Origin of the sequence: Morganella morganii, from assembly GCF_019243775.1 — a bacterium.
Lineage (GTDB): Bacteria > Pseudomonadota > Gammaproteobacteria > Enterobacterales > Enterobacteriaceae > Morganella > Morganella morganii.
Genome location: NZ_CP069157.1, coordinates 3,679,818 through 3,704,754 on the forward strand (window position 1 = coordinate 3,679,818; position 24,937 = coordinate 3,704,754).

A 24,937-nucleotide genomic window follows, 5' to 3' on the forward strand; every position below is an offset into this window, starting at 1 on the left:
GGGTCACGCGGGCTGCTCTGTGCGGAAAAACCGCGATAATCCTTGTCACCATAAAGAGCCTCACGCTAGTATGCCCTCAGGATTATCTATCGGGGAGCGCATTATGAAATGGTTGGGACGGGCTGTTTTCTGGCTGATAACACTGGTCATTATTCTTATCGTTGCCACGGCCCTTGTGGTGCAGACATCATGGGGTACAAAACAGGTTTCAGCCCTTATCAGTGACAACACACGCTACAAAGTCTCGCTTTCCGCGATAAGTCACTCGCTCTCATCTCCCTCACTTATTTCACTCAGTGATGTCAGCATCAGCACGGTTTCCGGTGATTTTGCCCTGGAAGCGGCCAATGTTGAGCTGACCCTGGACTGGCGCAGTTTTTCTGAACCCGGCTGGTTTGCCCGTATCATTGTGCAGAAAGGGGATATCGAAATTTCTGATGCTGCTGACAGCAGCACCCTGCCGGTCAGTGCCGGGTTATTACAGCTCAATCAGACCGCACTCCGCCGCACCGACGGCAACCGGGTAATTGACGCGGAAGATGTTACCGGCGGGATCACACCGTGGCAGCCGCAGGGCAGTGACCTGACCGGAAACGGCAAATACCAGTTTTCCGCCAACAGCCTGAATTACTACGGGCTGCCGCTGAAAAATATCCTGACACAGGGCGAGGTCAGCGGAAAACAATTCACGTTTGATAACCTGACCGCCACACTGGAAAACGGCCTGATCACCGCCACCGGACGCCGCAGCGCCGAAGGTCAGTGGCAGCTGGATAACCTGTTGCTTAATGATATCCGCTGGCAGACACCGCAAACACTGACACAGCTGGCAGACAGCACAGAAAACCTGCCGGATATTCAGGCCAGGAATATCACCGCCACCAATATCAAGCTCGAAGGTCATCAGTGGGCGGTAAACTATCTGGAAGGCACGGTCAAAAATCTGGCCTTTAAACAAGGGCGCTGGCAGACGGACAACGGACAGGCAGATATCGCCGCAGCAGATCTGACACTCAGCGGGCAGCATTTTTCTGACATTATCAGCACCCTGGAACTGCGCGGCGATCAGATTGCGGTCAACCGTCTGACCGGCCGCTATGACAAGAGTATTCTGCGCTTTACCGGGGAGTGGAACCGCGCCACCCGGACACTGGATATCACCAGCGGTGTCGCCGACAACCTGCTGTACAGCCTCCCGGAACAGTGGTTCGCCACATTACAGGAAGCCGCCCCGCAGGGAATTGATGCTATCCGCCTGCAGGATATTAAAGTCTCCAATGCCCTGCTGATTGATACACAGCCGGTTTTCCCGTTCCAGCTCACCAATGTGAACGGCTACATCAAAACCATGCAGATCCTGAAATCCGGTCAGTGGGGATTATGGGACGGCGAGCTTTCTGTCAGTGCCGGCAATGCCACCTTTAACCGGGTCGAACTGCACCGCCCGTATCTGACACTGACTGCCGGAGCTGACAGTGCGGCAACCACACAATTTGCCGCCTCCGCCGGGGAAGGGCTGCTGAAAATGCAGTTTCAGGCCACACCATCCGGTACCGCGCCTTTCAGTTTCACATTACAGGCAACCGGTGCGGACAGTCAGATCCTGTCACAATGGGGCTGGCAACCTGCTCCGCTGACCGGCAGCGCCAATTACACCCTGCACCTGAACGGGCAGTTGCGGGCAGAGGATATCCGCAGCACACTGAGCGGCATGCTCTCCGGACAGGATAAACAGGGAAATCAGATAAACCGGGCTATCACGCAGGGACAGATGAGCAACACCCCGGGATCCGCAGAGCCAGTACCTTCTGCCCCGCCTGCACAGCGGGTGATCCCGGATAACAGCGAAACCGGAGAAATTCTGTAACCTTTGCTGATACAAAAACAGCGCCGTAAGGCGCTGTAGCGTCATCCATGACGCGCATGCTTTTCGTCCGCCTGCCCGTTATCACCGCCGTATCTGACCAATTGTCCTCTCTGTCAGCCACAGCGAAAGAAATGTGTTTTACCCCTCACTCCGCGCTGTGTTTCTGGCCGGGCAGCACCATATAGGTACCGGTAAAGACCGCGCCGACTTCATCCCCCTGCCCGACAGTCACTTCCAGCTTAATCCGCGCTTTACTGCCGCGTGCCAGACGATCCAGGTCGCCGCTGAGTTTATCGCGGGAAGCAATGGCTTCCGGTCTGCCTGCCACGGCCTTGCGGTAACGGATATTGGCATCCACCAGCACAATATCGCCGTCCAGGGAGTTTTCCTGTAACAGCAGCCAGATAAGTCCCCAGCCGGTCAGTGTCGCCATCGAGAACTGGCTGCCGGCAAAAATGGTCTGATGCAGGTTCTGGTTCGGGCCTTCCGGCATGGTGGTCATAAATTCCTGACCGGTGTACTGCGTAATGCGGATCCCCATTTTTTCGCTCAGGGGAATGGTTTCATACCATGCTTTCTGTAATTCAGCACACCAGTCAGGACGATGCAGGATCGCATCGAGGGTTTCAACGGATTTAATCATAAAAAAATGACGAACAGGCGTCGTTTGCGGGCCTGTAATCGGTCCTCTGTTTTCAAAACCTGATTTTTCAAAAAATGCGACCGCTTCCTCACGGGCACTGCAGACAATCCGCTTAACACCTTCCTGACGCGCCACGGACTCCAGTGCGCGTGCAATCAGTGTGCCCAGCCCGCGTCCCTGCATCTGCGGATCAACTGCCAGAAAGCGGATCACGCCTTCATTTTCTGCATTGATATACAAACGGCCGACAGCCACAGGCTGCCCGGTTTCGTCCACCACCATCTGATGATGTGCATAGGTATCATAACCGTCCTTTTCCGACCCCTGCGGCTGATTCAGCGGCTTGCGCAGCATCGCCCAGCGGAAATGAAAATAGCTTTCCAGCTCCTGATCGGTTTTTGGTACACGTAAATGATACATCGCACTTTCTCCTGTCAGTGGTAACCGGTGACCGGCCTGAGACTGTTGTATCATACCTGCAGCCAGAAAGTGACCGGACCATCGTTTGTCAGACTGACCTGCATGTCAGCCGCAAACCGGCCTGTTTCCGTCACCATTCCGGCTGCACGGCACTGCGCTACAAAGTGCTCATATAAGGCATTGGCTTTTTCCGGTGCCGCGCCGTTTGAAAATCCCGGGCGCATTCCTTTTTGTGTTTCCGCTGCTAAGGTGAACTGTGACACCACCAGCAACTGACCGCCGGACTGCGCCACATTCAGGTTCATTTTTCCGTCCGCATCACTGAAAATGCGGTAACCCATCACTTTCTCACTCAGGCGTTTTGATTTTTGTTCGTCGTCATCCCGCTCAACACCCAGAAGAACCAGCAATCCGGGACCGATTTCACCGGCAATTTCCCCGGCGATCCGGACATCCGCGCGGGTCACACGCTGTATTAATGCAATCATGTCATATCCGTTTAAAAAACAATCACACCTGAATTACTCAGTCACTTCTGCTGAAAAATCATACTCTGCAAAATAACGGGAGACTGTGCCACGATCGGTGACCAACACGCCTTTGATACCGAGAGCTACTGCCGCATCCACGTTTTCGCGGACATCATCAAAGAACACGGCATCCTGCGGCTCAAACTCTTCGGTTTCAAGCACATACTGATAGATATCCGGGTCCGGCTTACGCAGTCCCAGATCCTGGGAGAGATACAGGAAATCCGCGGAAGCAGCGATTTCCGGATAGTGCTGCGGCCAGTAATCCTGATGCAGACGGTTGGTGTTAGAGAGCACCACCACGCGGTGTCCCTGCTCACGCAGCCTGTTCATGATATCAATCACATCAGGGCGGACAGAGATAAAGATAGCCTGCCAGCCTTCGGCAAACTCATCAAAACTCAGCGACATATCCAGCTGGTCATTAATAGCTTCAGCAAATTCAACATCGGAAATTTTGCCGCATTCATGCTGTTTAAAGGTTTCACCGTGAATAAAATCACTACTCAGTTCGGACAGCGGCTTGCCGCTCAGATTACTCCAGACTGATAAAACACGTTTAAAATCAATATCAATAATGACATTACCCATGTCAAAAATATAAAGCATACCATCCCTCCGGGTTGATGAATTATTTTTACTCTACCCGCAGAGTCCCTTCCTGAACAGAGTGAAAACCATTTTCGGTGAGAAAAAATATCCGGGAGTGCGATCCCGCCCGTATTTCAGTGCGGTTATCAGCCTGTGACCGGTATGTAATCAGCACGCAGAAAAAGCTCAGGGCGCCCGGAGGCGCCCTGAGTGGCATGAATCAAAACAACCGGCAGAGATTAATCTTTGCTGCGGTGTGCGCGTTTGCGGTCGTTTTCAGTCAGGTGGCGTTTACGCAGACGGATAGACTTCGGCGTTACTTCCACTAATTCGTCGTCATCGATAAATTCTAACGCCTGTTCCAGGGTTTTCTCGATAAACGGCGTCAGTGTGGTCGCTTCATCAGTACCGGATGCACGCATGTTGGTCAGTTTCTTACCGGTCAGGCAGTTAACTGTCAGGTCGTTTGAACGTGAGTGAATACCGATCAGCTGGCCTTCATACACTTCAGTACCGTGACCGACAAACAGCTTACCGCGATCCTGCAGGCTGTACAGTGCGTATGCAACTGCTTTACCCTGACCGTTGGAAATCATCACACCGTTCTGACGGCGGCCGATTTCACCCTGTTTAACATCATCATAGTGACTGAATGTGGCATACAGTAAACCGGTACCGGAAGTCATGGTCATGAATTCAGTACGGAAACCAATCAGACCACGGCTCGGGATGCTGTAATCCAGACGTACGCGGCCTTTGCCATCCGGCATCATGTCACGCAGTTCGCCTTTACGCTCACCCAGTGCCATCATCACGTCACCCTGGTGCTGTTCTTCAATATCCAGAGTCACCTGCTCGAACGGCTCCTGTTTACGGCCGTCGATATCGCGGAAGATAACGCGCGGACGGGATACCGCCAGCTCAAAACCTTCACGGCGCATGTTTTCGATCAGAACAGATAAGTGCAGCTCACCACGGCCTGATACACGGAATGCATCCGGGTCTTCAGTTTCTTCAACGCGCAGTGCCACGTTGTGAACCAGCTCTTTCTTCAGACGGTCAAGGATCTGACGGGAAGTCACATATTTCCCTTCTTTACCGCAGAATGGTGAGGTGTTAACGCAGAAATACATGCTGACGGTCGGTTCATCAACGGCCAGTGGTTTTAATGCTTCAACACAGTTGGTGTCACAGATAGTATCTGAGATATTCAGTTCACCCAGACCGGTCAGCGCGATGATATCACCGGCTTCAGCAACTTCCGTTTCGATACGGTCCAGACCTAAATGTCCGAGAACCTTACCGATTTTACCGTTACGGGTTTTACCTTCCGCATCGATAACAGTAACCTGCTGGTTTGGTTTGACTTTACCGCGCTTGATGCGGCCAATCCCGATAACACCTAAATAGTTGTTGTAATCGAGCTGGGAGATCTGCATCTGGAACGGGCCGTCGAGGTCAACCTGAGGCGGCTCAACATACTTAACAATAGCTTCGTACAGCGGAGTCATATCATCCGCCATATCGTTATAATCGGTGCCCGCAATACCATTCAGCGCAGATGCATAAATGATAGGGAAGTCGAGCTGCTCGTCAGTTGCGCCGAGGTTGTCAAACAGGTCAAACACTTGGTCGATAACCCAGTCAGGACGTGCGCCCGGACGGTCAATTTTGTTGATAACGACGATTGGTTTCAGACCGTTTGCAAACGCTTTCTGCGTTACAAAGCGGGTCTGCGGCATAGGACCGTCCATCGCATCTACCAGCAGCAGTACGCTGTCAACCATGGACATCACACGTTCTACTTCACCACCGAAATCGGCGTGCCCCGGGGTGTCAACGATGTTGATGTGATAGTCGTTCCACGTAATCGCGGTATTTTTTGCAAGAATAGTAATGCCGCGCTCTCTTTCCAGATCGCCGGAGTCCATTACACGCTCTTCCGGTTTTGAACGCTCATCAAACGTACCGGACTGCTGTAATAATTTATCGACCAGCGTGGTCTTGCCATGGTCAACGTGAGCGATGATGGCAATATTTCTTAATTTCTCGATAGACAAAGACTTGTACCGTTTTCGTTAATGGATGGGAATTACGTCACAGATAGCATTCTTTTCAACAACGCCCATCTATGGTGTAGATGTTTGGTGGTATTTTACACGTTCTCTGAGGCAAGTGAAAGAAGTGTGATACATCTCACTTAAAAAATAAATGATTATAAAACATGGAGATAAAATTCATCCTGCCATTTTTTTACAAAATCAGCGGCGCATACCACGCTCAGCGACGAATTCAGAGGGGCATATCATAAACCTATTCAGGATAAAAGAGATACTTTTTTTGCGTTTGTGGCCGGGAAACGGTGCACTGATTTCATTGCACCATAATAGTGCATCCCGGATCTGCAAGCCGAATCAAAAATGCACCAATATGGTGCAATTCACTCCGTTTCCGCTATCCTTATCTGAGTAACCCGCAGCAGTAACGCGGTTTACCCTCTTTTAAAAAAGTTGGCACGCTTTTCGCTTTATATTTATCAAGCAATGTGAGAACCGCAATCAGTGTCCCTCCGGGTGACCACCAGAGGATTGACGGAACATCCCAAACCAGGAGATCTGAATATGTCTGTTGAACATGTATTGACCATGATGGAAGAGTACAACGTTAAATTCGTGGACTTACGCTTTACCGATACCAAAGGCAAGGAACAGCATGTGTCGATCCCTGCTCATCAGGTAGATGAAGATTTCTTCGAAGACGGAAAAATGTTTGACGGTTCCTCAATGGCCGGCTGGAAAGGCATCAACGAATCTGACATGGTACTGATGCCGATTGCGGAATCCGCCCTGATCGACCCGTTCTTTGAAGTCCCGACACTGGTTCTGCGCTGTGATGTGTTAGAGCCGAACACCATGCAGGGTTATGACCGCGACCCGCGCTCTATCGCAAAACGTGCTGAAGATTTCCTGCGCACCAGCGGTATTGCGGATACCGTCCTGTTCGGGCCTGAACCTGAGTTTTTCCTGTTTGATGACATCCGTTTCGGTGCCGATATCTCCGGTGCTTACTATCATATCAATGATATTGAAGCTGCCTGGAACACCGGTACTGTCTATCCGGAAGGTAACAAAGGCCACCGTCCGCGCGTGAAAGGCGGCTACTTCCCGCTGCCGCCGGTCGATTCCTCACAGGATCTGCGTTCTGAAATGTGTCTGGTCATGGAAGAGATGGGTCTGGTCGTGGAAGCACATCACCACGAAGTCGGTACTGCCGGCCAGAACGAAATCGCTACCCGTTTCAATACCATGACGCTGAAAGCGGACGAAACCCAGATGTACAAATATGTGGTGCAGAATGTGGCGCACCGCTACGGCAAAACCGCGACCTTTATGCCAAAACCGCTGGTCGGCGATAACGGTTCCGGTATGCACTGCCATATGTCTCTGTCAAAAGACGGCGTTAACCTGTTCTCCGGGGATAAATATGCCGGTCTGTCAGAAATGGCGCTCTATTACATCGGCGGGATCATCAAACACGCCCGTGCCCTGAACGCCTTTACCAACCCGACCACCAACTCTTACAAACGTCTGGTGCCGGGCTACGAAGCACCGGTCATGCTGGCTTACTCTGCACGTAACCGTTCGGCCTCAATCCGTATTCCGATTGTGTCCAGCGCGAAAGCCCGCCGTATTGAAGTCCGCTTCCCGGACCCGGCTGCTAACCCGTATCTGGCCTTTGCCGCACAGCTGATGGCCGGTCTGGACGGCATCATCAATAAAATTCATCCGGGCGATGCCATGGATAAAAACCTGTATGACCTGCCGCCGGAAGAAGCGAAAGAAATCCCGACAGTTGCACCGTCTCTGGGCGATGCACTGGATGCGCTGGCAGCGGATCATGAGTTCCTGGTACGCGGCGGTGTGTTTACCGAAGATGCGATTAACACCTATATCGACCTGCTGCGTGCTGATGTTCAGCGCCTGAATATGACGCCGCATCCGGTTGAGTTTGATATGTATTACAGCGTGTGATTCTGATAGTGCCGCCGTTTGGCGGCACTCAGAGTGACAGGTTCCGGTTTATTTTGTTGCCGTGAAGCACTTGACCCGCCGTTGGGCGGGTCCTTTTCTCCTGCGGGGTAAATACGCTACAATGCACCAAATTGGTGCAAAGAGGTGGATAATATGAACCCGGATAACAAACCGCAGGCAGAGCAGCTCCTTGATTCACTGATCAACTGTGTCCTGCTGCTGGATAATGATTTGATTATCCGTTACGCCAATCAGTCGGCCATGCAGTTATTCGCCCAGAGTGCCCGTAAACTCACCGGCACACCGCTCCCTATTTTATACAGCTACCTTTCCCTCGATACCGCCACATTGCAGGCCACACTGGCAGAAGGCCACAGCTTTACTGACAACGATGTGACCCTGGTGGTAAATAACCAAATGCACGCTCTTTCGCTGAGTGCCCAGCCGGTATCCGGCGATTTTATTCTGCTGGAACTGACACCGCTGGACAGTCACCGGCGCATTACTCAGGAACAATTACAGCAGGCGCAGCAGGCCGCCGCCCGTGATCTGGTGCGCGGACTGGCGCACGAAATCAAAAATCCGCTCGGCGGGTTACGCGGTGCCGCACAGCTGTTATCCCGCGCGCTGCCGGACCCGGCACTGCAGGAATACACACAGGTGATTATCGAACAGGCCGATCGCCTGCGGGCGCTGGTTGATCGCCTTCTCGGCCCTCAGCATCCGGGGCAGAAAAGTATGCAGAGCATTCACCATGTGGCGGAGCGCGTTTTTCAGCTCATCAATCTGGAAAAACCGGACAATATCACGCTGGTTAAAGACTACGATCCCAGTTTGCCGGAGTTGTCGCATTATCCCGACCAGATCGAGCAGGTTATCCTCAATATTATGCGCAATGCCCTGGAAGCCCTGCATTCCGCAGGCGGCACCATTATTCTGCGCACCCGCACCGCATTCCAGGTAATGCTGCACGGTGAACGCTACCGGCTGGCCGCCAGGATTGATATTGAGGACAACGGCCCGGGTATTCCGCCGCATATCCTGGATACCCTGTTCTACCCGATGGTCAGCGGCCGCGAAGGCGGCTCCGGGCTGGGTTTATCCATTGCCCGCAATCTTATCGATCAGCATAACGGCAAAATTGAGTTCAGCAGCTGGCCGGGTCACACCTTATTTTCACTTTATCTGCCAATCCGTCAGTAAGCCTGTTGAGGAGGTCATATGCAGCCGGGAAAAATCTGGGTCGTTGATGATGACAGCGCGATCCGCTGGGTGCTTGAGCGCGCACTGAGCAGCGCCGGTTATGCCTGTGTCTGTTTTGACAGTGCTGAAAATGCCCTTGCGGCCCTGAACAGCGGACAGCCGGACGTGCTGATCTCCGATATCCGGATGCCGGGCATGGACGGCCTGTCTCTGCTGGCGGCGGTCAAACAGCATAACCCGTTACTGCCGGTGATTATTATGACCGCCCATTCCGACCTGGATGCCGCAGTGAATGCTTACCAGCAGGGCGCGTTTGATTATCTGCCGAAACCGTTTGATATAGATGATGCGGTCACACTGGTGGCCCGCGCCCTGGAACATTACCGCGAGCAGCATCTGCCGGTACGGCAGGAAGCGGCCGCCGATCCGGTGTCCGGCATTATCGGTGAATCCGCTGCCATGCAGGAGGTATACCGGGTGATAGGCCGGTTATCCCGTTCCTCCATCAGTGTGCTGATTAACGGCGAATCCGGGACCGGGAAGGAGCTGGTGGCTCACGCCCTGCACCATCACAGCCCGCGGGCGGATGCACCGTTTATTGCTCTCAATATGGCGGCGATCCCGAAAGATTTGATTGAATCGGAACTCTTCGGCCATGAAAAAGGGGCATTTACCGGGGCATCACAGGTGCGCCGGGGGCGTTTTGAGCAGGCGGACGGCGGCTCGCTGTTTCTTGATGAAATCGGCGATATGCCGCTCGATATTCAGACACGGCTGCTGCGTGTGCTGGCGGAAGGCCAGTTTTACCGCGTCGGCGGTTACGCACCGGTGAAAGTGGATGTGAGGATTATTGCCGCCACCCATCAGGATCTGGAGCGGCTGGTGGCGGAAGGTAAATTCCGTGAAGACCTGTTCCACCGCCTGAATGTGATCCGCATGCAGCTGCCGCCGCTGCGGGAACGGCCGGGGGACATTCCGCGTCTGACACGCCATTTTCTGCAGAAAACCGCAAAAGAGCTGGGAACAGAAGCGAAAAGCCTGCATCCGGATACCGAAGCACTGCTGATGCAGTTGCCGTGGTCCGGCAACGTCCGTCAGTTGGAAAACGTCTGCCGCTGGCTGACCGTGATGTCCGCCACCCAGGAAGTGCTGCCGCAGGATCTGCCTGCCGACCTGACCATGACTGCCGCCGGAGAACACATCCGCAGTGAGCACAGCCATAATCCGGCAGCCGGAAACTGGGATCAGCAACTGGCGCAGTGGGCGGATGCACAGTTACGGGCCGGGAAAACCGATCTGCTGGCGGATGCTCTGCCGCTGTTTGAACGTACCCTGCTGCAGTGCGCACTGAATTACAGCAACGGACACAAACAGGACGCGGCCCGCCTGCTGGGCTGGGGACGCAATACACTGACGCGGAAACTGAAAGAAGCCGGGATTGATGACACTGCCTCAACCCCGGAAACAGATTAAATCACGCGGGAGAACTGACGCTGACGCATCTGGTTGCGCAGATAGGTATCAAAACACATACAGATATTACGGATAAGCAGCCGTCCGCGCGGTGTGACCACCAGAGCATCGTCGCGGATCTCAACCAGCCCGTCATCCGCCATCGGCTGCAATAATTGCAAATCTTCGGCGAAATGGGTTTTAAAATCCAGGTTATACTGCTTTTCAATCTGCGGATAATCCAGCCGGAAGTTGCAGATCAGCGCCTTAATCACATCGCGGCGCAGGCAATCTTCCTCAGTCAGCACCAGACCGCGGCACAACCCGTTGCCGCGCTCTTCCACCTGTGCATACCAGGTTTTCAGGTCTTTCTGGTTCTGGGCATAGTGATCACCCAGCATGCTGATCGCAGAGACACCAAAGCCCAGCAAATCGCACTCCTCATGAGTGGTGTACCCCTGGAAATTACGGTGCAGGATGCCGTTATTCTGTGCGACCGCCAGCTCATCATCCGGTTTGGCGAAGTGATCCATCCCGATAAACTGATAACCGCTGCCGGTCAGGTTTTCAATCGTCTGCTGTAAAATTGTCAGTTTCTGCTCTGCGGAAGGCAGGTCTTCATCTTTGATTTTCCGCTGGGCGGCAAACAGGTCCGGCAGATGGGCATAGTTAAAGACACTCAGGCGATCCGGTGACAGTTCCGCCACCCGTTTCAGGGTAAAAGTAAAACTTTCCGGCGTCTGTTTCGGCAGCCCGTATATCAGGTCGATACTGACGGATTCAAACCCGGTTGCACGGGCACGCTCCACCAGCGCAAAAATCGTCGCTTCATCCTGCTCGCGGTTGACCAAGCGCTGCACTTCTTTGTTGAAATCCTGCACCCCCATGCTCAGGCGGTTAAATCCTTCCGCCCGCAGATGGTCGATAACGTCCAATTCTATTTCACGCGGGTCGATTTCAATGGAAAGCTCGGCATCCGGCGCAAAGCGGAAATGCTGACGCAGCATACCGGTCAGACGGCTGATCTGTGCTTTATCGAGATAGGTCGGCGTACCGCCGCCCCAGTGCATCTGATGCACTTCGCGTCCGGCAAACAACGGGGCACGGGCGGCGATTTCTTTCTCCAGCACGGCCAGGTATTCATCCGCCTTATGCTTCTGACGGGTGACTAATTTATTACAGCCGCAGAAGTAACATAATTTATGGCAGAACGGGATATGCACATATAACGACAGCGGGCGCTCCGGATAACGGTTTGCTGAGGCGATAAAATCACTGTCACTGTACTGCTGATTAAATTCCAGTGCGGTCGGATACGAAGTGTATCGCGGACCGGAATAGTTATATTTCCGGATCAATGCCAGATCCCAGATGATCGCGTCAGACATGCTCTCCCCTTTGCCTCACCATTGCAGAATTAATGTATTTCCGTTCTCTGACGGTTTTGTGTGCCGCACAGTTTATCGGATCTGCCGCCCGATTAATATGATCGTGCCACAGACGGATAATCAGACGGATCACTATAATGCAGTCAGCATCGCCGCCAGCCCGAACAGGACACCGGGGGCATTGGCGACCGCAACCGGCAGATCTTTCACTTTAAGGCCGTAAATCACCCAAAGTGTACAGTTAAATGCGGCAGCCAGCGGCTGCAGCGGTGACGTTTTATGTCCCGCCAGATTATCCATAATCTGTGGAATATAGGAGACATACATACAAAATGCCGTAAAGGTTGCCACCCAGCCGAGGCAGCGGATAAAGCGGCTGTGATCGTGCGGCGGACGTTTTGTATCACTCATTGGTTTCTCCCGGTGAACAGCATCAGCATAATCCCGTATTACTCTTCAGAATTATTTATTATTCTCAGTAAGATATCTGCCATAACTGTCACAGAAAAACCGCCGCACGGCGCTGTTTAATCCTCTGTTAAGGCAGATAACACGGCAAACACGTAGGCTTAAAATAAGAAAACCGGCATAACAGTCGCCCGTTACGCCGGTTTTGATGCAGTACCGCCGGTTTCAGTAAAATAACTGAGGATCAGCGCCCTTTCAGCAGTTGCATGATGTCGTCGGTTTTCTCTTCATCATCATCTTCATCAAGAGAAATACCGAGTTTTTCCATCAGCGCGTCGATACGTTCCAGCATGGTATCAACGTAGGTGTTTTCTTCTGCGGTCAGGGTTTCGTTGTTCTCCAAGCGCAGCAACAGTGCATCGAGACGCTCGTCATTCTCGAGTTTTGCCAGTTCCTCTTCAGGAGACAGTCTGGCTTTGACCGGCTCAGCCGGTTTTTTTACCGCCGGTTTGACGGAGGTTTTACCTTCCGCAAACAGCGGAACCGGTTTTTTACTGCCGATACGCGGATCAGCAACCGCATTCTCCGCACCACGGCCGGTCTTGCGGGCATCATCCTGCTGACGGGCACCGGACGGATTACCGCGGTGTTTTTTCTGCCGTTTGCGTTCACGGCCTTCCGCGTTGAGCTCCTCACGGCTTTTCTTTGGTGTCCGTGACCGGGCTGGTTTTTTTGAAATAGCGGCCATATACCTTACTCGCTTAAAAATAACTGATTAATTTGTGTTAACATTTACCACGTAAATGAACAGTACAAAACTATATTCATGGCTTCCGGGCTGCCCGCAGCCATGACAATGATTCGCTGGCGGCTAGTTTACCCTGATTTCCGTCAAAACGATCTATCATTTCGCCTCCGGGTGAATAATGAACACAGCCATTATTTTAACCAAGATATAGAATTATGCACTTTTCACAACAAACGTCGCACCGCCCTGTCTGGTTTTGGGTCGCTGCTTATGTCACGCTCTGGATTATTGTCAGCTACGGATTGGATCCGACGGTGCCCTACGATGCCGTGGAAGCCCTGAACTGGGGCAAAACCGGTGAATGGGGTGCACCGAAAAATCCGTGGCTGGTCGGTATGCTGATGTACCCGGTCATCGCCTTCCCTGACCTGATTGCTGCCGATTTTTACTGGTACTTCATTCATTTTACCGGCATCGGTATTGGTATGTGCGGGGTGTGGTATCTGACACACCGCCTCACACAGCGTTCTGATTTCGCCTGGCTGGCACTGTTGTCACTGAATCTGTCGGGGATCATTAATTTCGATTTAATCCCTTATAATGATAACTATATCCTGGTCACCTTCTGGCCGTGGATGCTGTACTTTTTTGTCCGCGCCGTTTATGACAACCCGGCCTGGTGGATTGGCTTTGCACTGTCATCCGGGCTGGCAACCATGGGGAAATATTCCACGCTCGCACTCACCGGGATGGTCTTTCTCTTCACCCTGTTTGTGCCGAAAGCGCGGGAAAGTTACCGTTCCCCCTGGTTTTATGCTGCGATAGCCATCTGGTTTGCACTGGTCGTCCCGAATATTATCTGGCTGATGAATAATGATTTTGCCGCCTTTAAATGGGTCGATTCACAGATTAAAACCGGCCTGACCCTGAAAACCACCGGTTCACTGTTTACGGTGTTCTATCCGCTGATCATTATTGCCGTCATTATCCGCCTGAAAGGCGGCCGTTTCGGCTGGCCGGAAGAGCAGGCAAAACGGCTTATCAATATTATGATTCTGGCACCACTCGCGGTGATTTATGTCTGGTTCACCTTCCATCAGGGCGGACGTATTACCGAGTGGCTGCAGCCTTTTGTTCTGCTGTGTATTCCGGCACTGATCTGCTCTGTGGTCACACCGCCGGTAAAACCGCTGAAAAACGTGATGAACGGGCTGATAGTGTTTGCCGTCATTGTTATTACAGGCTATGCCGCAGTGATGGGATTCAACATCCGTGACGCCGGGCAAAAAAATATCGGGATGAAAACCTTTACGGCGGAGGCAGAAAGCTGGTGGGAACAGGAAACCGGAAAACCACTGAAATACACCGGCGGGGAATATCTGCATGAATGGGTAACGTTTTACGGTAAACATCAGCCGGAAACACTTCAGCCGTGGATCAATGAGTTCGGCCATGATTACCGGGCAACCAATATTTATAATCTGCATGTCACCCGTGATGATATCCGCCGTCACGGTGCGCTGCTGATCGGCAAAATAAACCGGACCTGTGCCGATGAGCCGTTTACCGGTGCCCTGGAAGACTGGCCGGATCTGGTTATCGTGAAGCGTAAACAGGTGGTCTATCAGTCACAGCCGGGCGCAAAAGAAGAGGCGGTCTGCCTGGGGATTGTCCGGCCGGAACAATAAAGCAGACACAAAAAACCCCCGGCAGCGGGTTGCCACCGGGGGTATGTTCAGTAAATTGCCGCGATTACTCTGTCACTTCATCCTGCCCGGTGGCACGGCGCTGTTTCATCGCCCGGTAGAGCCACAACGCGATAATCACAATAAAGACGGCAGAAAAGTAGTTTGATCCGGCTTCCGGATATTCTGCGCGCATCAGGGCGTTATAGGAGAACAGACCCAGGAAGAACGTACCGGTTACCAGTTTCGGCATGCCTTCCGGCAGCATCTGGTTGAGGTAACGCTGATGGAAACAATAGACCGCAAGGCACAATGCCAGAACCGGAAAAACCGAAAAATGGACTGCGGAATTAAAAAGTGCTGAAAAAGTACCGTGTACTGAAAGCCCGACAATAAAAGCGAGCAGTAAGGTTCCTTTGTCACGGCGATGTTGTTCCGTCATAACGTTCTCCTTGGTGATAAGTGTCAGATTAATGGGGTGTAATCGGAGTCATGCATTTTCTCTTGTTCGCGGCGGTACCAGTAATACGCGCCTCTGGCGATCATCCGCAGCTGTAATACCAGCCGCTCTTCCAGGTGCGCCCGCTTTTCCAAATCAATATCCAGTGCTTCCGCACCGGCGCTGAAAACGATGGTCACCATCGATTCTGCCTGCAATTCAGTAAACTGACGCGGCATTTTACTTTCCAGTTCCAGATAGTCTGCCAGTTCTGCAATAAAATGCTGGATTTCCCGTGCGACCGCTGCACGGAATTCCGCGGATGTGCCGGAGCGCTCACGCAATAATAACCTGAAAGCGTTGGGGTTATTACCGATAAACTCCATAAATGTCGCAACTGATGTCCGGATCACACTCCCGCCTTTGGCGATACGCTGACGCGCCTGACGCATCAGCTGGCGCAGCATCAGCCCGCTCTCATCCACCATCGTCAGCCCCAGTTCATCCACATCTTTGAAATGGCGATAAAAAGAGGTCGGGGCGATCCCGGCTTCACGGGCAACCTCGCGCAGGCTCAGACTGGTGAAGCTGCGCTCAGCGCTGAGCTGACTGAAGGCAGCTTCAATCAGGGCCCGGCGGGTTTTTTCTTTCTGTTTTGCTCTTACACCAATCACGTTACTCACGGAATTCAGACTCTCAATTTATTCAGACGGATCAATATAACAAACTTAATACTTTTTTCAGTGATGATTAGCTTATGGCCGGTGAAATTCCTGAAAAAAAGATTTCCTGAAGTGTGACCTGTAAACCTTACTAATCATAGGTTGATTTTCCATCTGATGTTAAGATGATGTTGTTAACTTATGTATAAACAGGTTACTTCTCATATGCAACAGAACCAGTTTGATGCCATTGTCATCGGCTCCGGCCCGGGTGGTGAAGGTGTGGCAATGGGACTTGTGAAGCAGGGAAAACGGGTTGCCGTAATTGAGCGTTATGATGACGTCGGCGGCGGCTGTACCCACTGGGGAACGATTCCTTCCAAAGCGCTGCGCCACGCGGTCAGCCGTATTATCGAATTTAACCAGAATCCGCTGTACAGTGATAACTCCCGGGTTCTGAAATCTTCATTTTCCGAAATCCTGGCTCACGCCGGCCGGGTTATTACCCAGCAGACCGGCATGCGCCGTGGTTTTTACGAGCGCAACGGCTGTACCATGTTCTGCGGCGAAGCTAAATTCACCGAGGAGGGTGATGTCCGTGTGCGCTACAGTGACGGCAGCTGCGATATTCTCCGTGCGGAGAATGTGGTTATCGCCACCGGTTCGCGCCCGTACTGCCCGCCGGATGTGGATTTCAGCCACTCCCGCATCTATAACAGCGACACCATTCTGTCACTGACACACGAACCGCGCCATGTGATCATTTATGGTGCCGGGGTTATCGGCTGTGAATATGCCTCTATTTTCCGTGGTCTGAGTGTGAAGGTGGATCTGATCAACACCCGCGACCGCCTGCTGGCGTTTCTCGACCAGGAGATGTCAGACGCACTTACCTATCATTTCTGGAACAACGGCGTGGTTATCCGCCAGAATGAAGAGTATGAGCGGATTGAGGGCACGGATGACGGTGTGATTATTCACTTCCGTTCAGGGAAAAAAGTGAAGGCGGACTGCCTGCTCTTTGCCAACGGCCGCACCGGTAACACCGATAATCTCGGTCTTGAGCATGTCGGGATCACCGCTGACAGCCGGGGACTCATCAGTGTCAATGATACCTACCAGACCAGCAATCCGGCGATTTATGCAGTCGGGGATGTTATCGGCTACCCGAGCCTCGCCTCGGCGGCCTATGACCAGGGGCGGATTGCCGCCCGCGCTATCACTCATGACGGCAATGCACCGCTGCATCTGATAGAGGATATCCCGACCGGGATTTATACCATTCCGGAAATCAGCTCGGTCGGTAAAACAGAGCAGCAGCTGACGGCGATGAAGATCCCGTATGAAGTGGGCCGGGCACAGTTCAAACATCTGGCACGGGCGCAAATTGCCGGGCTGGATGCAGGCAGCCTGAAAATTCTGTTCCACCGCGAAACCCGGCAGATTCTGGGGATCCACTGCTTCGGCGAGCGTGCGGCTGAGATTATCCACATCGGCCAGGCGATTATGGAACAGAAAGGTGAAGGTAATACCATCGATTATTTCGTCAATACCACCTTCAACTACCCGACAATGGCGGAAGCCTACCGGGTTGCCGCACTGAACGGACTTAACCGCTTATTTTAAGCCGCAGGCTCCTGCTGGTAATAAGCACACATTTTTGCACGGATAGCCTCTGCCAGCTGGCTGTAACGGCTGCGCAGCGGCGACCCCGGACGGTAAACCAGGATCACTTCACGGAAAGGCTCCGGATTGGTGCAGGAGAGATAACACACGCCGTCGCGTTTGTGCTCCGGCGGAATCGCCAGATCCGGCAGTAACGTGATACCGCTGCCTGCCGCCACCATATTGCGCAGGGTTTCCATACTTGTCGCCCGGAAGTGGGTATCTTCCCGCGCACCGGCCTGGAAACAGAATCCCATCGCCTGATCACGCAGACAGTGCCCGTCTTCCAGCATCAGCAGTTTTTCCCCGGCCAGCTCATGCATTTCCACTTCCTGACGGGATGCCCACGGGTGCTCATCATAAATCGCCAGTTTCATCGGCTCATTAAACAGCGGCTCTTCAATAAAGCTGCCGGTTTCTTTTACCCGCGCCAGAATCGCGCAGTCGAGTTTCCCGCTGTCCAGTTGCGCCAGCAGCTGATGGGTCTGGGCTTCATGCAGATACATCTCGAGCTTCGGCCACAGCCGGTGCAGTTCCGGAATGATATGCGGCAACAGATACGGGGCGATGGTCGGGATCAGCCCGATATGCAGCGGCCCTGCCATGCTTTCTCCCTGAAGGGAGGCCATTTCCTCAAGAATTTTCACTTCCCGCAGAATGGTCCGGGCCTGATCCACCAGCAGCATTCCCTGCTGGGTAAACAGGACTTTGCGGCTGGTGCGCTCCAGCAGCATCACACCCAGTTCATCCTCGAGCTTGCGGATCTGTCCGCTCAGTGTCGGCTGGCTGACATGACAGGCATCTGCCGCGCGGCGAAAGTGATTATGCTCAGAAAGTGCCACCAGATATTCCAAATCCCGGATATTCATGCCTGTGTCTCCGTCTGCGATTAATAGATAAAATCAATTGATAACTATCATAACGCAACTGCATTGTTAGTCGAGCTTAAATCACAGGACGGAAACAGACAGAAAATCCATAGCGTTACCGGTAAGAAAGCATAACTGTCAGACCGGATCGGGAAATACCGGCAACACTGATAGCAGTGTGCAGGAAATGCAGGATACCTTAATGGTCAGAATACAGCAGAGCCCGGTACGGTCATCAGGAAAACCCATAATGCCCTTACCCGGCGCTGGCCGAAAGGCGAAAAGATTATTGCGGATTTCCTGAAGGTATCACCGGCCGGAATCCGGCTTTCGCGTTATAGGCAAAAATATACTGATGGCAATAATTACCCCCGGCTCACAGGAAAAGAGGGTGAGCCGGGGACAATACATTACGTCACACCAGTTTCAGCCGGATTTTGGCTTCACTGATAGCCGCAGCCACCTGCTCCGGTGAAACACCGCCTTTCGCACAGCGTTTCTCCAGACAGGACTGAAGTGACAGTATGTCATACACATCCAGGGCAATCGCCGGGCTGAATTCCTGCAGTTCTGTCAGCGGCATTTCTTCCAGCGCCACGCCTTTTGCTATCGCGCCGACCACCACTTCACCGACAATATGATGCGCCTCGCGGAACGGAACGCCTTTTGCCACCAGGTAATCCGCCAGTTCTGTCGCGTTGGCATAACCCTGTTTGGCCGCTTCCTCGCAGCGCGGACGTTTCACCTGAATGCCTTCCAGCACCAGTGCCGCCATATGCAGGCAGTCCAGCCAGCTGTCGAGTGCATCAAACAGCCCTTCTTTGTCTTCCTGCATATCCTTGTTATAGGCGAGCGGCAGACCTTTGAGGGTCATCATCATACCGGTCAGTGCGCCCTGCACCCGGCCGCATTTGCCACGGATAAGCTCGAGAGCATCCGGGTTCTTTTTCTGCGGCATCAGGGAAGAGCCGGAGGTGACGCGGTCAGATAATTCAATAAACGCTGCTTCGCCGCTGTTGAAGAAAATCATATCTTCAGCAAAGCGGGAGAGATGCACCATGCTGATCGCCGCATCACTGAGCAGTTCCAGTACATGGTCACGATCAGACACACTGTCGAGGCTGTTGCGGGTTGCACCGGCGAATCCCAGCCAGCCGGCCAGCTGTTCCCGGTCGATGGCATACGCGGTTCCGGCCAGCGCACCCGAGCCGAGCGGGCTGTAATCAAAACGCGCCAGGGCATCGCGGACACGGCTTTCATCCCGCGCCAGCATTTCACTGTACGCCAGGCACCAGTGAGCAAATGTCACCGGCTGCGCCCGCTGTAAGTGGGTGTAACCCGGCATCACCGCATCCTGATTCTGCTCCGCCGTCAGCACCAGCGCCTGCTGTAATTCCTGTAATGCCGCGAGGATCTGACTGACCGCCTCTTTGCACCACAGTTTTAAATCCGTCGCCACCTGGTCGTTACGGCTGCGTCCGGTGTGGAGTTTTTTCCCCAGATCGCCGACTTTGCCGATCAGTTTGCCTTCCACCCAGCTGTGGATATCTTCCGCATCACTGCGCAGAATGGCACGCGGATCGGCCTGCACTTCCGCCAGCAGCTCATTCAGTGCCTGCTCCAGCGCCGCCTGCTCCTGTGCGGTCAGCACATTGACCGTCACCAGTGCTTTCGACCAGGCCACAGAGCCAGTGATATCCTGCTCCGCCAGACGATAGTCGAATCTCAGCGAGTCGTTGAATTGTTTGAACCGTTGATCTGCTTCCTGACTGAAGCGTCCGCCCCACAGTGCCATACTTTTTCCCTTTCTGTTTTTAATGATAAATCAGTCTGATGCACGTCCCTGTGCATAATCTCCCTGTCTCCCGCCGGTTATTTCTGCGCTTTCAGCGCACGGATCCGCGAGGAGAGTGAATACAGGCGGATAAAGCCGCCCGCATGGCTGTGGTCATACACGTCATCTTCGCCGAAAGTGGCGAACTCTTCGGAATAGAGGCTGTTGGCGGACTGTTTCTGGATCGCCGTGACCTGTCCTTTATAGAGTTTCAGCACCACTTCACCGCTGACCTCTTCCGCCAGGGAATCCGCAGCTGCCTGAATGGATTTACGCAGCGGGGCAAACCAGCGGCCGTCATACACCACATAGGACATTTCCAGGCCAATCTGCTGACGCCATTTGAAGCTGTCGCGGTCGAGGATGATCTCTTCCAGTCCGCGCAGTGCCGCCATCATGATGGTGCCCCCCGGGGTTTCATAACAACCGCGGGATTTCATGCCCACCAGCCGGTTTTCAATAATATCAATCCGGCCGATACCGTGTTTCGCACCCAGTTCATTCAGGGCATTCAGGCAGTTATACGGAGACAGCGCTTTGCCGTTCACCCCGGTGACTTCACCGGCCTTAATGGTGACAGTGACCAGCTCCGGCTGATCCGGGGCTTCCTGCGGATCTGCGGTCCATACCCAGCAATCCGCATTCGACTGATTCCACGGGCTTTCCAGCACGCCGCCTTCGGTAGAGATATGCCACGCGTTTTCATCACGGCTGTAGATTTTTTCCAGGGATGCGGTGGTCGGGATATTACGGACTTTCAGGTAATCCAGCAGCGCCTCACGGGAACGCAGATCCCACTCACGCCACGGTGCAATGACTTTCAGCTGTGGCGCCAGGGCGGTGTAGGTTCCCTCAAAACGCACCTGGTCATTCCCTTTGCCGGTCGCACCGTGTGCCAGCGCATCCGCGCCGACTTTCAGTGCCAGCTCCACCTGAGCTTTGGCGATAATCGGCCGCGCCATCGATGTACCGAGCAGATATTTACCTTCATACAGTGCGCCGCTTTTCAGCACCGGATAGACAAAATCTTTGATAAATTCTTCACGCAGATCGACGACATAGCAGGAAGACGCCCCGGAGTTCAGTGCTTTCTGCTCGACACCGTCGAGATCTTCCGCGCTCTGGCCGATATTGGCGACAAATGCCACCACTTCGCAGTTATCATAATGCTCTTTCAGCCACGGAATAATCGCCGATGTATCCAGACCGCCGGAGTAAGCCAGTACGATTTTTTTAATGCCTGTTTTTTTTGCCTCTGTCATAACCCTGTCCTTTCAGTAAATGTTATCCGCCGCTGCGGAGTGATTCTGCCAATGTGCTGATAATCCGGATTACGCGGAAATCCGCGTGCCGATGGCTTCGCCATCAAATAATAAATGCAGCTGATCCGCATGACGCCAGGAGGCGATATCCACCGGCCGCCCCAGTGTGGCCGCCGCTTCCAGCGCCGCGTTCACTTTCACAATCATGCCGTCGGTGATAATGCCGTCGTCGATCATTTTCTGTGCATGTACACCATCGAGTGCTTTGATTTTCTGCCCTTTGCCGTCCAGGATGCCGCTGACATCCGACAGCAGGACCAGATCTGCGCCCAGCGTTTCCGCAATGGCGGTAGCCGCCTGATCCGCATTCACATTCATCAGCAGTCCGTCTTCCGTGATGCCGATGGAACTGATGACCGGCAGAAAACCGTTGTTCAGTAACAGATTCAGCAGAGCCGGGTTGCCCGGTGCCGCTTTACCTACATGGCCCAGTTCGTCACTTAGTGGTGTGACTTTGACACTCTGACCATCCCCGAGACACAAGCCGGTACCGTTGAGCTGATAACGGGTCGCCCACGCCAGCAGTGTTTTGTTGGCACTGCCCGCCAGCGCTCCGGTGATAATGTCTATCTGATCCGCCGGGGTGACCCGCAGCCCCTGCTTTTTCACCACCGGTAACTGTAATTTCGCCATCAGTTCATCCACTACGCAGCCGCCGCCGTGAACGATGACAATGCGGCGGTCATTTGACGCCCGGTATGCGGCCAGTGCGGTGAATAAACGCCCGAGGGCTTCTTCGCTGTCCAGTAACACACCGCCTAATTTGATGACTAATGGTTCCATTTCCGTTTTCCGTCAGATAAAAGAGTGAGCCGGGCTGTCTGCTTACTGTGGCAGCAGGGACAGCGTTTCATTAAAGCCAAAACGAATATTCATGCACTGAACCGCCTGAGCAGCCGCCCCTTTGAGCAGGTTATCCTCTGCACCAGCGACAATCAGATGCTCTCCCTGCACGGCAAAGCCCAGGTCGCAGAACGGCTGACCAACAACAGCATTCAGTGCCGGTACGCCGTGGTCATACACCCGCACCAGCGGTTTATCGTCATAGGCCTTGTGATAGGCCGCGCTGACCTGCTCTACGGTGACGCCGCTTTTCAGTCTGCAGGTGATGGTTGCCAGGATCCCGCGTTTAAAGTTGCCGAGATGCGGGGTAAAAATTACCGGAGTGCCGAGATGTGCGGCAATTTCCGGCTGATGCCGGTGAGTAAACAGCCCGTAGGGTTGCAGACTCACCTCACAAAAACTGTTATTCAGCGCGGCTTTACGCCCCGCACCGCTCACGCCGCTGGTGGCATTGATAACCGGCCATTGGGTCAGATCCAGCAGGTCATTATCCAGCAGCGGTTTCAGCGCCAGCTGGGAGACCGTCGGATAACAGCCCGGCACCGCAATCAGTTGCGCGGTACGGATGTTGTCATGCTGCCATTCCGCCAGGCCGTACACGGCCTGCGCCAATAAGGCGGTATGTTTGTGTTCAAATCCGTAGTATTGTGGGTAAAAATTATCCTGCTGAACGCGGTAAGCGCCTGAAAGATCAAACACCGTGCAACCCGCCGCAAGGAAAACCGGCACGAGGTCATGGCTGACCTCATGGGCGGTTGCCAGGAACACCACATCGGTATTTTGTGCAACGGCGGCCGGGTCTGTCAGCGGCTCCAGCGGCAGATCCACCAGGCCCCGGAACTGCGGATGCAGATCCGAAAAGCATTTTCCGGCATCCGCACTGTTGGCAGAAACCATCAGGCCGGTCAGTTCCGTCTGCGGGTGGCGTTGGATATAAGCAGCGAGCTCTGCACCGGTATATCCGCTGGCACCGATAATCAGCGTTTTCAACATAAGTTATCTTCACCTTGTACCTGAAACACAAACAATGTATTTTTATTCACATAAACTGCATGAATATTGATACTATTATGACTAAAGGCTGTCAACAGTGAATATTAAATTACCTGCATTTATTGAGATTTATCGTCAGCTCATCGCGGCACCTTCCATCAGTTCCACGGAAGCGGAATCTGATCAGAGCAATGAAACTGTTATCAATCTGCTGGCGACCTGGTTTGAAACCCTGGGGTTTGATGTCGAGGTGCAACCCGTTCCGGAAACGCGCGGCAAGTTCAATCTGCTCGCGAGTCTCGGGGATGGCGACGGCGGTCTGCTGCTGTGCGGCCACACCGATACCGTCCCGTTTGATGAAGGCCGCTGGAGCAAAGATCCCTTCACCCTGACAGAGCAGAACAACAAGCTGTACGGGCTGGGAACAGCGGATATGAAGGGCTTTTTCGCCTTTATCCTCGACGCGCTGCGCGATATCAGTGTGAAGGATTTGCAGCACCCGCTCTATATCCTCGCCACCGCAGATGAAGAAACCACCATGGCCGGGGCGCGCTATTTTGCCGCCAATGCAGCTATCCGCCCGTCCTTTGCCATTATCGGCGAACCCACGTCGTTACAGCCGGTGCGGGCGCACAAAGGCCACCTCTCCAATGCTATCCGCATTACCGGTCAGTCCGGTCATTCCAGTGATCCGGAGCGCGGCGTCAATGCGATTGAGCTGATGAATGAATCCATCACGCACCTGATGTCACTGCGTAACGAGCTGAAAGAAAAATTCAATAACCCGGCGTTTGTCATTCCGTATCCGACCATGAATTTCGGTCATATTCACGGCGGTGATGCGGCAAACCGTATCTGCGGCTGCTGTGAATTGCATATGGATATCCGGCCGCTGCCGGGCATGACTCTCAGTGATATTGACGACATGCTCAATACCACGCTGGAGCCGGTGAAGCAGCGCTGGCCGGGACGGCTGGCGATTGAGGAGCTGCATGCGCCGATCCCGGGTTACGCCTGCCCGACAGATCATAAAATGGTCGGTGTGATTGAAAACCTGCTCGGCGAAAAAGCGCAGACGGTGAATTACTGCACCGAAGCACCGTTTATTCAGGATCTGTGCCCGACCCTGGTGCTCGGCCCCGGGTCGATTGAACAGGCGCATCAGCCGGATGAATTTCTCGAAACCCGCTTTATTGAGCCGACCCGTGAACTGCTGACCCAGCTTGTCACCCATTTCTGCTGTAAAACCCCCGAATAATTCTTCTCAGCGGACAGCCCGTCTGTCCGCGCTTTTCCCCTCATCATGACAATCTTTCATACAGCGTGTGAGAAAACCTCACCCGC

At 53.5% G+C, this 24,937-nt stretch carries 21 protein-coding genes and 1 pseudogene; 8 read left to right on the forward strand and 14 right to left on the reverse strand.

The features are described 5' to 3' along the window. Window positions 1-103 precede the first annotated feature (103 nt). The gene (locus JL661_RS17580) at window positions 104-1,867 is read left to right on the forward strand and encodes an AsmA family protein (protein WP_062773271.1); all 1,764 of its coding nucleotides are present in this window, start codon (window positions 104-106) and stop codon (window positions 1,865-1,867) included. Between the two features lie 145 nt (window positions 1,868-2,012). Here JL661_RS17580 and fabY read toward each other — a convergent pair whose 3' ends face one another. The 4 genes from fabY to typA all read right to left on the reverse strand — a co-directional run bounded on the left by fabY (window position 2,013) and on the right by typA (window position 6,111). Beyond that, entirely contained in the window at window positions 2,013-2,930 is a 918-nt protein-coding gene (fabY, locus tag JL661_RS17585) for a fatty acid biosynthesis protein FabY (RefSeq protein ID WP_062773268.1), read from the reverse strand. Between the two features lie 50 nt (window positions 2,931-2,980). Beyond that, window positions 2,981-3,418: a D-aminoacyl-tRNA deacylase gene (dtd, locus tag JL661_RS17590; protein ID WP_004236576.1), complete on the reverse strand. Its 438-nt coding sequence runs from the start codon at window positions 3,416-3,418 to the stop codon at window positions 2,981-2,983. Window positions 3,419-3,451: 33 nt separating this feature from the next. Beyond that, entirely contained in the window at window positions 3,452-4,069 is a 618-nt protein-coding gene (yihX, locus tag JL661_RS17595) for a glucose-1-phosphatase (protein ID WP_062773265.1), read from the reverse strand. Between the two features lie 221 nt (window positions 4,070-4,290). Further along, window positions 4,291-6,111, reverse strand: coding sequence for a ribosome-dependent GTPase TypA (typA, locus tag JL661_RS17600; protein ID WP_004236578.1), 1,821 nt, complete (start codon window positions 6,109-6,111; stop codon window positions 4,291-4,293). 561 nt (window positions 6,112-6,672) lie between these two features. Here typA and glnA point away from each other — a divergent pair. The 3 genes from glnA (at window position 6,673) to glnG (ending at window position 10,758) form a co-directional block, all read left to right on the forward strand. After that, window positions 6,673-8,082 carry a glutamate--ammonia ligase gene (gene glnA, locus JL661_RS17605; protein WP_004236580.1) on the forward strand — a complete coding sequence of 470 codons (1,410 nt, stop codon included), beginning with the start codon at window positions 6,673-6,675 and terminating at the stop codon, window positions 8,080-8,082. Window positions 8,083-8,235: 153 nt separating this feature from the next. Next, on the forward strand, window positions 8,236-9,285 hold the full coding sequence (gene glnL, locus JL661_RS17610; RefSeq protein WP_004236581.1) for a nitrogen regulation protein NR(II): 1,050 nt from the start codon (window positions 8,236-8,238) through the stop codon (window positions 9,283-9,285). A gap of 18 nt (window positions 9,286-9,303) precedes the next feature. After that, the gene (gene glnG, locus JL661_RS17615; protein ID WP_004236582.1) at window positions 9,304-10,758 is read left to right on the forward strand and encodes a nitrogen regulation protein NR(I); all 1,455 of its coding nucleotides are present in this window, start codon (window positions 9,304-9,306) and stop codon (window positions 10,756-10,758) included. Here the strand turns inward: glnG and hemN are convergent. From hemN to yihI, 3 genes are all read right to left on the reverse strand, one after another. Beyond that, on the reverse strand, window positions 10,755-12,125 hold the full coding sequence (gene hemN / locus JL661_RS17620; protein ID WP_062773262.1) for an oxygen-independent coproporphyrinogen III oxidase: 1,371 nt from the start codon (window positions 12,123-12,125) through the stop codon (window positions 10,755-10,757). The genes glnG and hemN overlap by 4 nt on opposite strands. 132 nt (window positions 12,126-12,257) lie before the next feature. Next, window positions 12,258-12,536, reverse strand: a complete 279-nt coding sequence (locus JL661_RS17625) for a SemiSWEET family transporter (protein ID WP_004236584.1) — start codon at window positions 12,534-12,536, stop codon at window positions 12,258-12,260. Between the two features lie 241 nt (window positions 12,537-12,777). After that, a complete protein-coding gene (yihI, locus tag JL661_RS17630) occupies window positions 12,778-13,281 on the reverse strand; it encodes a Der GTPase-activating protein YihI (RefSeq protein ID WP_004236585.1) in 504 nt (167 codons plus the stop codon). A 215-nt stretch (window positions 13,282-13,496) separates the two neighbouring features. On the opposite strand from yihI, the gene JL661_RS17635 reads away from it, so the two are divergent. Beyond that, window positions 13,497-14,969 (forward strand): glycosyltransferase family 39 protein, encoded by a 1,473-nt coding sequence (locus JL661_RS17635; protein WP_062773259.1) that lies wholly within the window; start codon window positions 13,497-13,499, stop codon window positions 14,967-14,969. A gap of 64 nt (window positions 14,970-15,033) precedes the next feature. On the opposite strand, the gene JL661_RS17640 is transcribed toward JL661_RS17635, so the two are convergent. After that, on the reverse strand, window positions 15,034-15,408 hold the full coding sequence (locus JL661_RS17640) for a YijD family membrane protein (protein WP_004236587.1): 375 nt from the start codon (window positions 15,406-15,408) through the stop codon (window positions 15,034-15,036). Between the two features lie 23 nt (window positions 15,409-15,431). Continuing rightward, window positions 15,432-16,088: an HTH-type transcriptional repressor FabR gene (gene fabR / locus JL661_RS17645; protein WP_004240776.1), complete on the reverse strand. Its 657-nt coding sequence runs from the start codon at window positions 16,086-16,088 to the stop codon at window positions 15,432-15,434. 204 nt (window positions 16,089-16,292) lie between these two features. Between fabR and sthA the strand changes: the two genes are divergently transcribed. After that, window positions 16,293-17,693 (forward strand): Si-specific NAD(P)(+) transhydrogenase, encoded by a 1,401-nt coding sequence (sthA, locus tag JL661_RS17650; RefSeq protein ID WP_015422398.1) that lies wholly within the window; start codon window positions 16,293-16,295, stop codon window positions 17,691-17,693. Here sthA and oxyR read toward each other — a convergent pair. Continuing rightward, complete coding sequence (gene oxyR, locus JL661_RS17655; RefSeq protein ID WP_004236590.1) at window positions 17,690-18,601, reverse strand: DNA-binding transcriptional regulator OxyR; 912 nt, start codon at window positions 18,599-18,601, stop codon at window positions 17,690-17,692. The genes sthA and oxyR overlap by 4 nt on opposite strands. A 249-nt stretch (window positions 18,602-18,850) precedes the next feature. Between oxyR and JL661_RS17660 the strand changes: the two are divergent. After that, window positions 18,851-19,051, forward strand: a pseudogene (locus JL661_RS17660) (helix-turn-helix domain-containing protein); the annotation flags it as partial. On the opposite strand, the gene argH reads toward JL661_RS17660, so the two are convergent. The 4 genes from argH to argC form a co-directional block, all read right to left on the reverse strand. Then, a complete protein-coding gene (gene argH / locus JL661_RS17665) occupies window positions 19,017-20,396 on the reverse strand; it encodes an argininosuccinate lyase (RefSeq protein WP_032098014.1) in 1,380 nt (459 codons plus the stop codon). The pseudogene JL661_RS17660 and the gene argH sit on opposite strands and share 35 nt — an antisense overlap. Before the next feature lie 77 nt (window positions 20,397-20,473). Continuing rightward, window positions 20,474-21,697, reverse strand: coding sequence for an argininosuccinate synthase (locus JL661_RS17670; protein WP_004240778.1), 1,224 nt, complete (start codon window positions 21,695-21,697; stop codon window positions 20,474-20,476). Between the two features lie 69 nt (window positions 21,698-21,766). Next, complete coding sequence (argB, locus tag JL661_RS17675; RefSeq protein ID WP_004236593.1) at window positions 21,767-22,540, reverse strand: acetylglutamate kinase; 774 nt, start codon at window positions 22,538-22,540, stop codon at window positions 21,767-21,769. Window positions 22,541-22,582: 42 nt separating this feature from the next. After that, window positions 22,583-23,593: an N-acetyl-gamma-glutamyl-phosphate reductase gene (gene argC / locus JL661_RS17680; RefSeq protein WP_062773256.1), complete on the reverse strand. Its 1,011-nt coding sequence runs from the start codon at window positions 23,591-23,593 to the stop codon at window positions 22,583-22,585. 97 nt (window positions 23,594-23,690) lie between these two features. Here argC and argE point away from each other — a divergent pair, with 97 nt between their 5' ends. Beyond that, window positions 23,691-24,851, forward strand: coding sequence for an acetylornithine deacetylase (gene argE / locus JL661_RS17685; RefSeq protein WP_004240780.1), 1,161 nt, complete (start codon window positions 23,691-23,693; stop codon window positions 24,849-24,851). The last annotated feature ends 86 nt before the right edge of the window (window positions 24,852-24,937 follow it).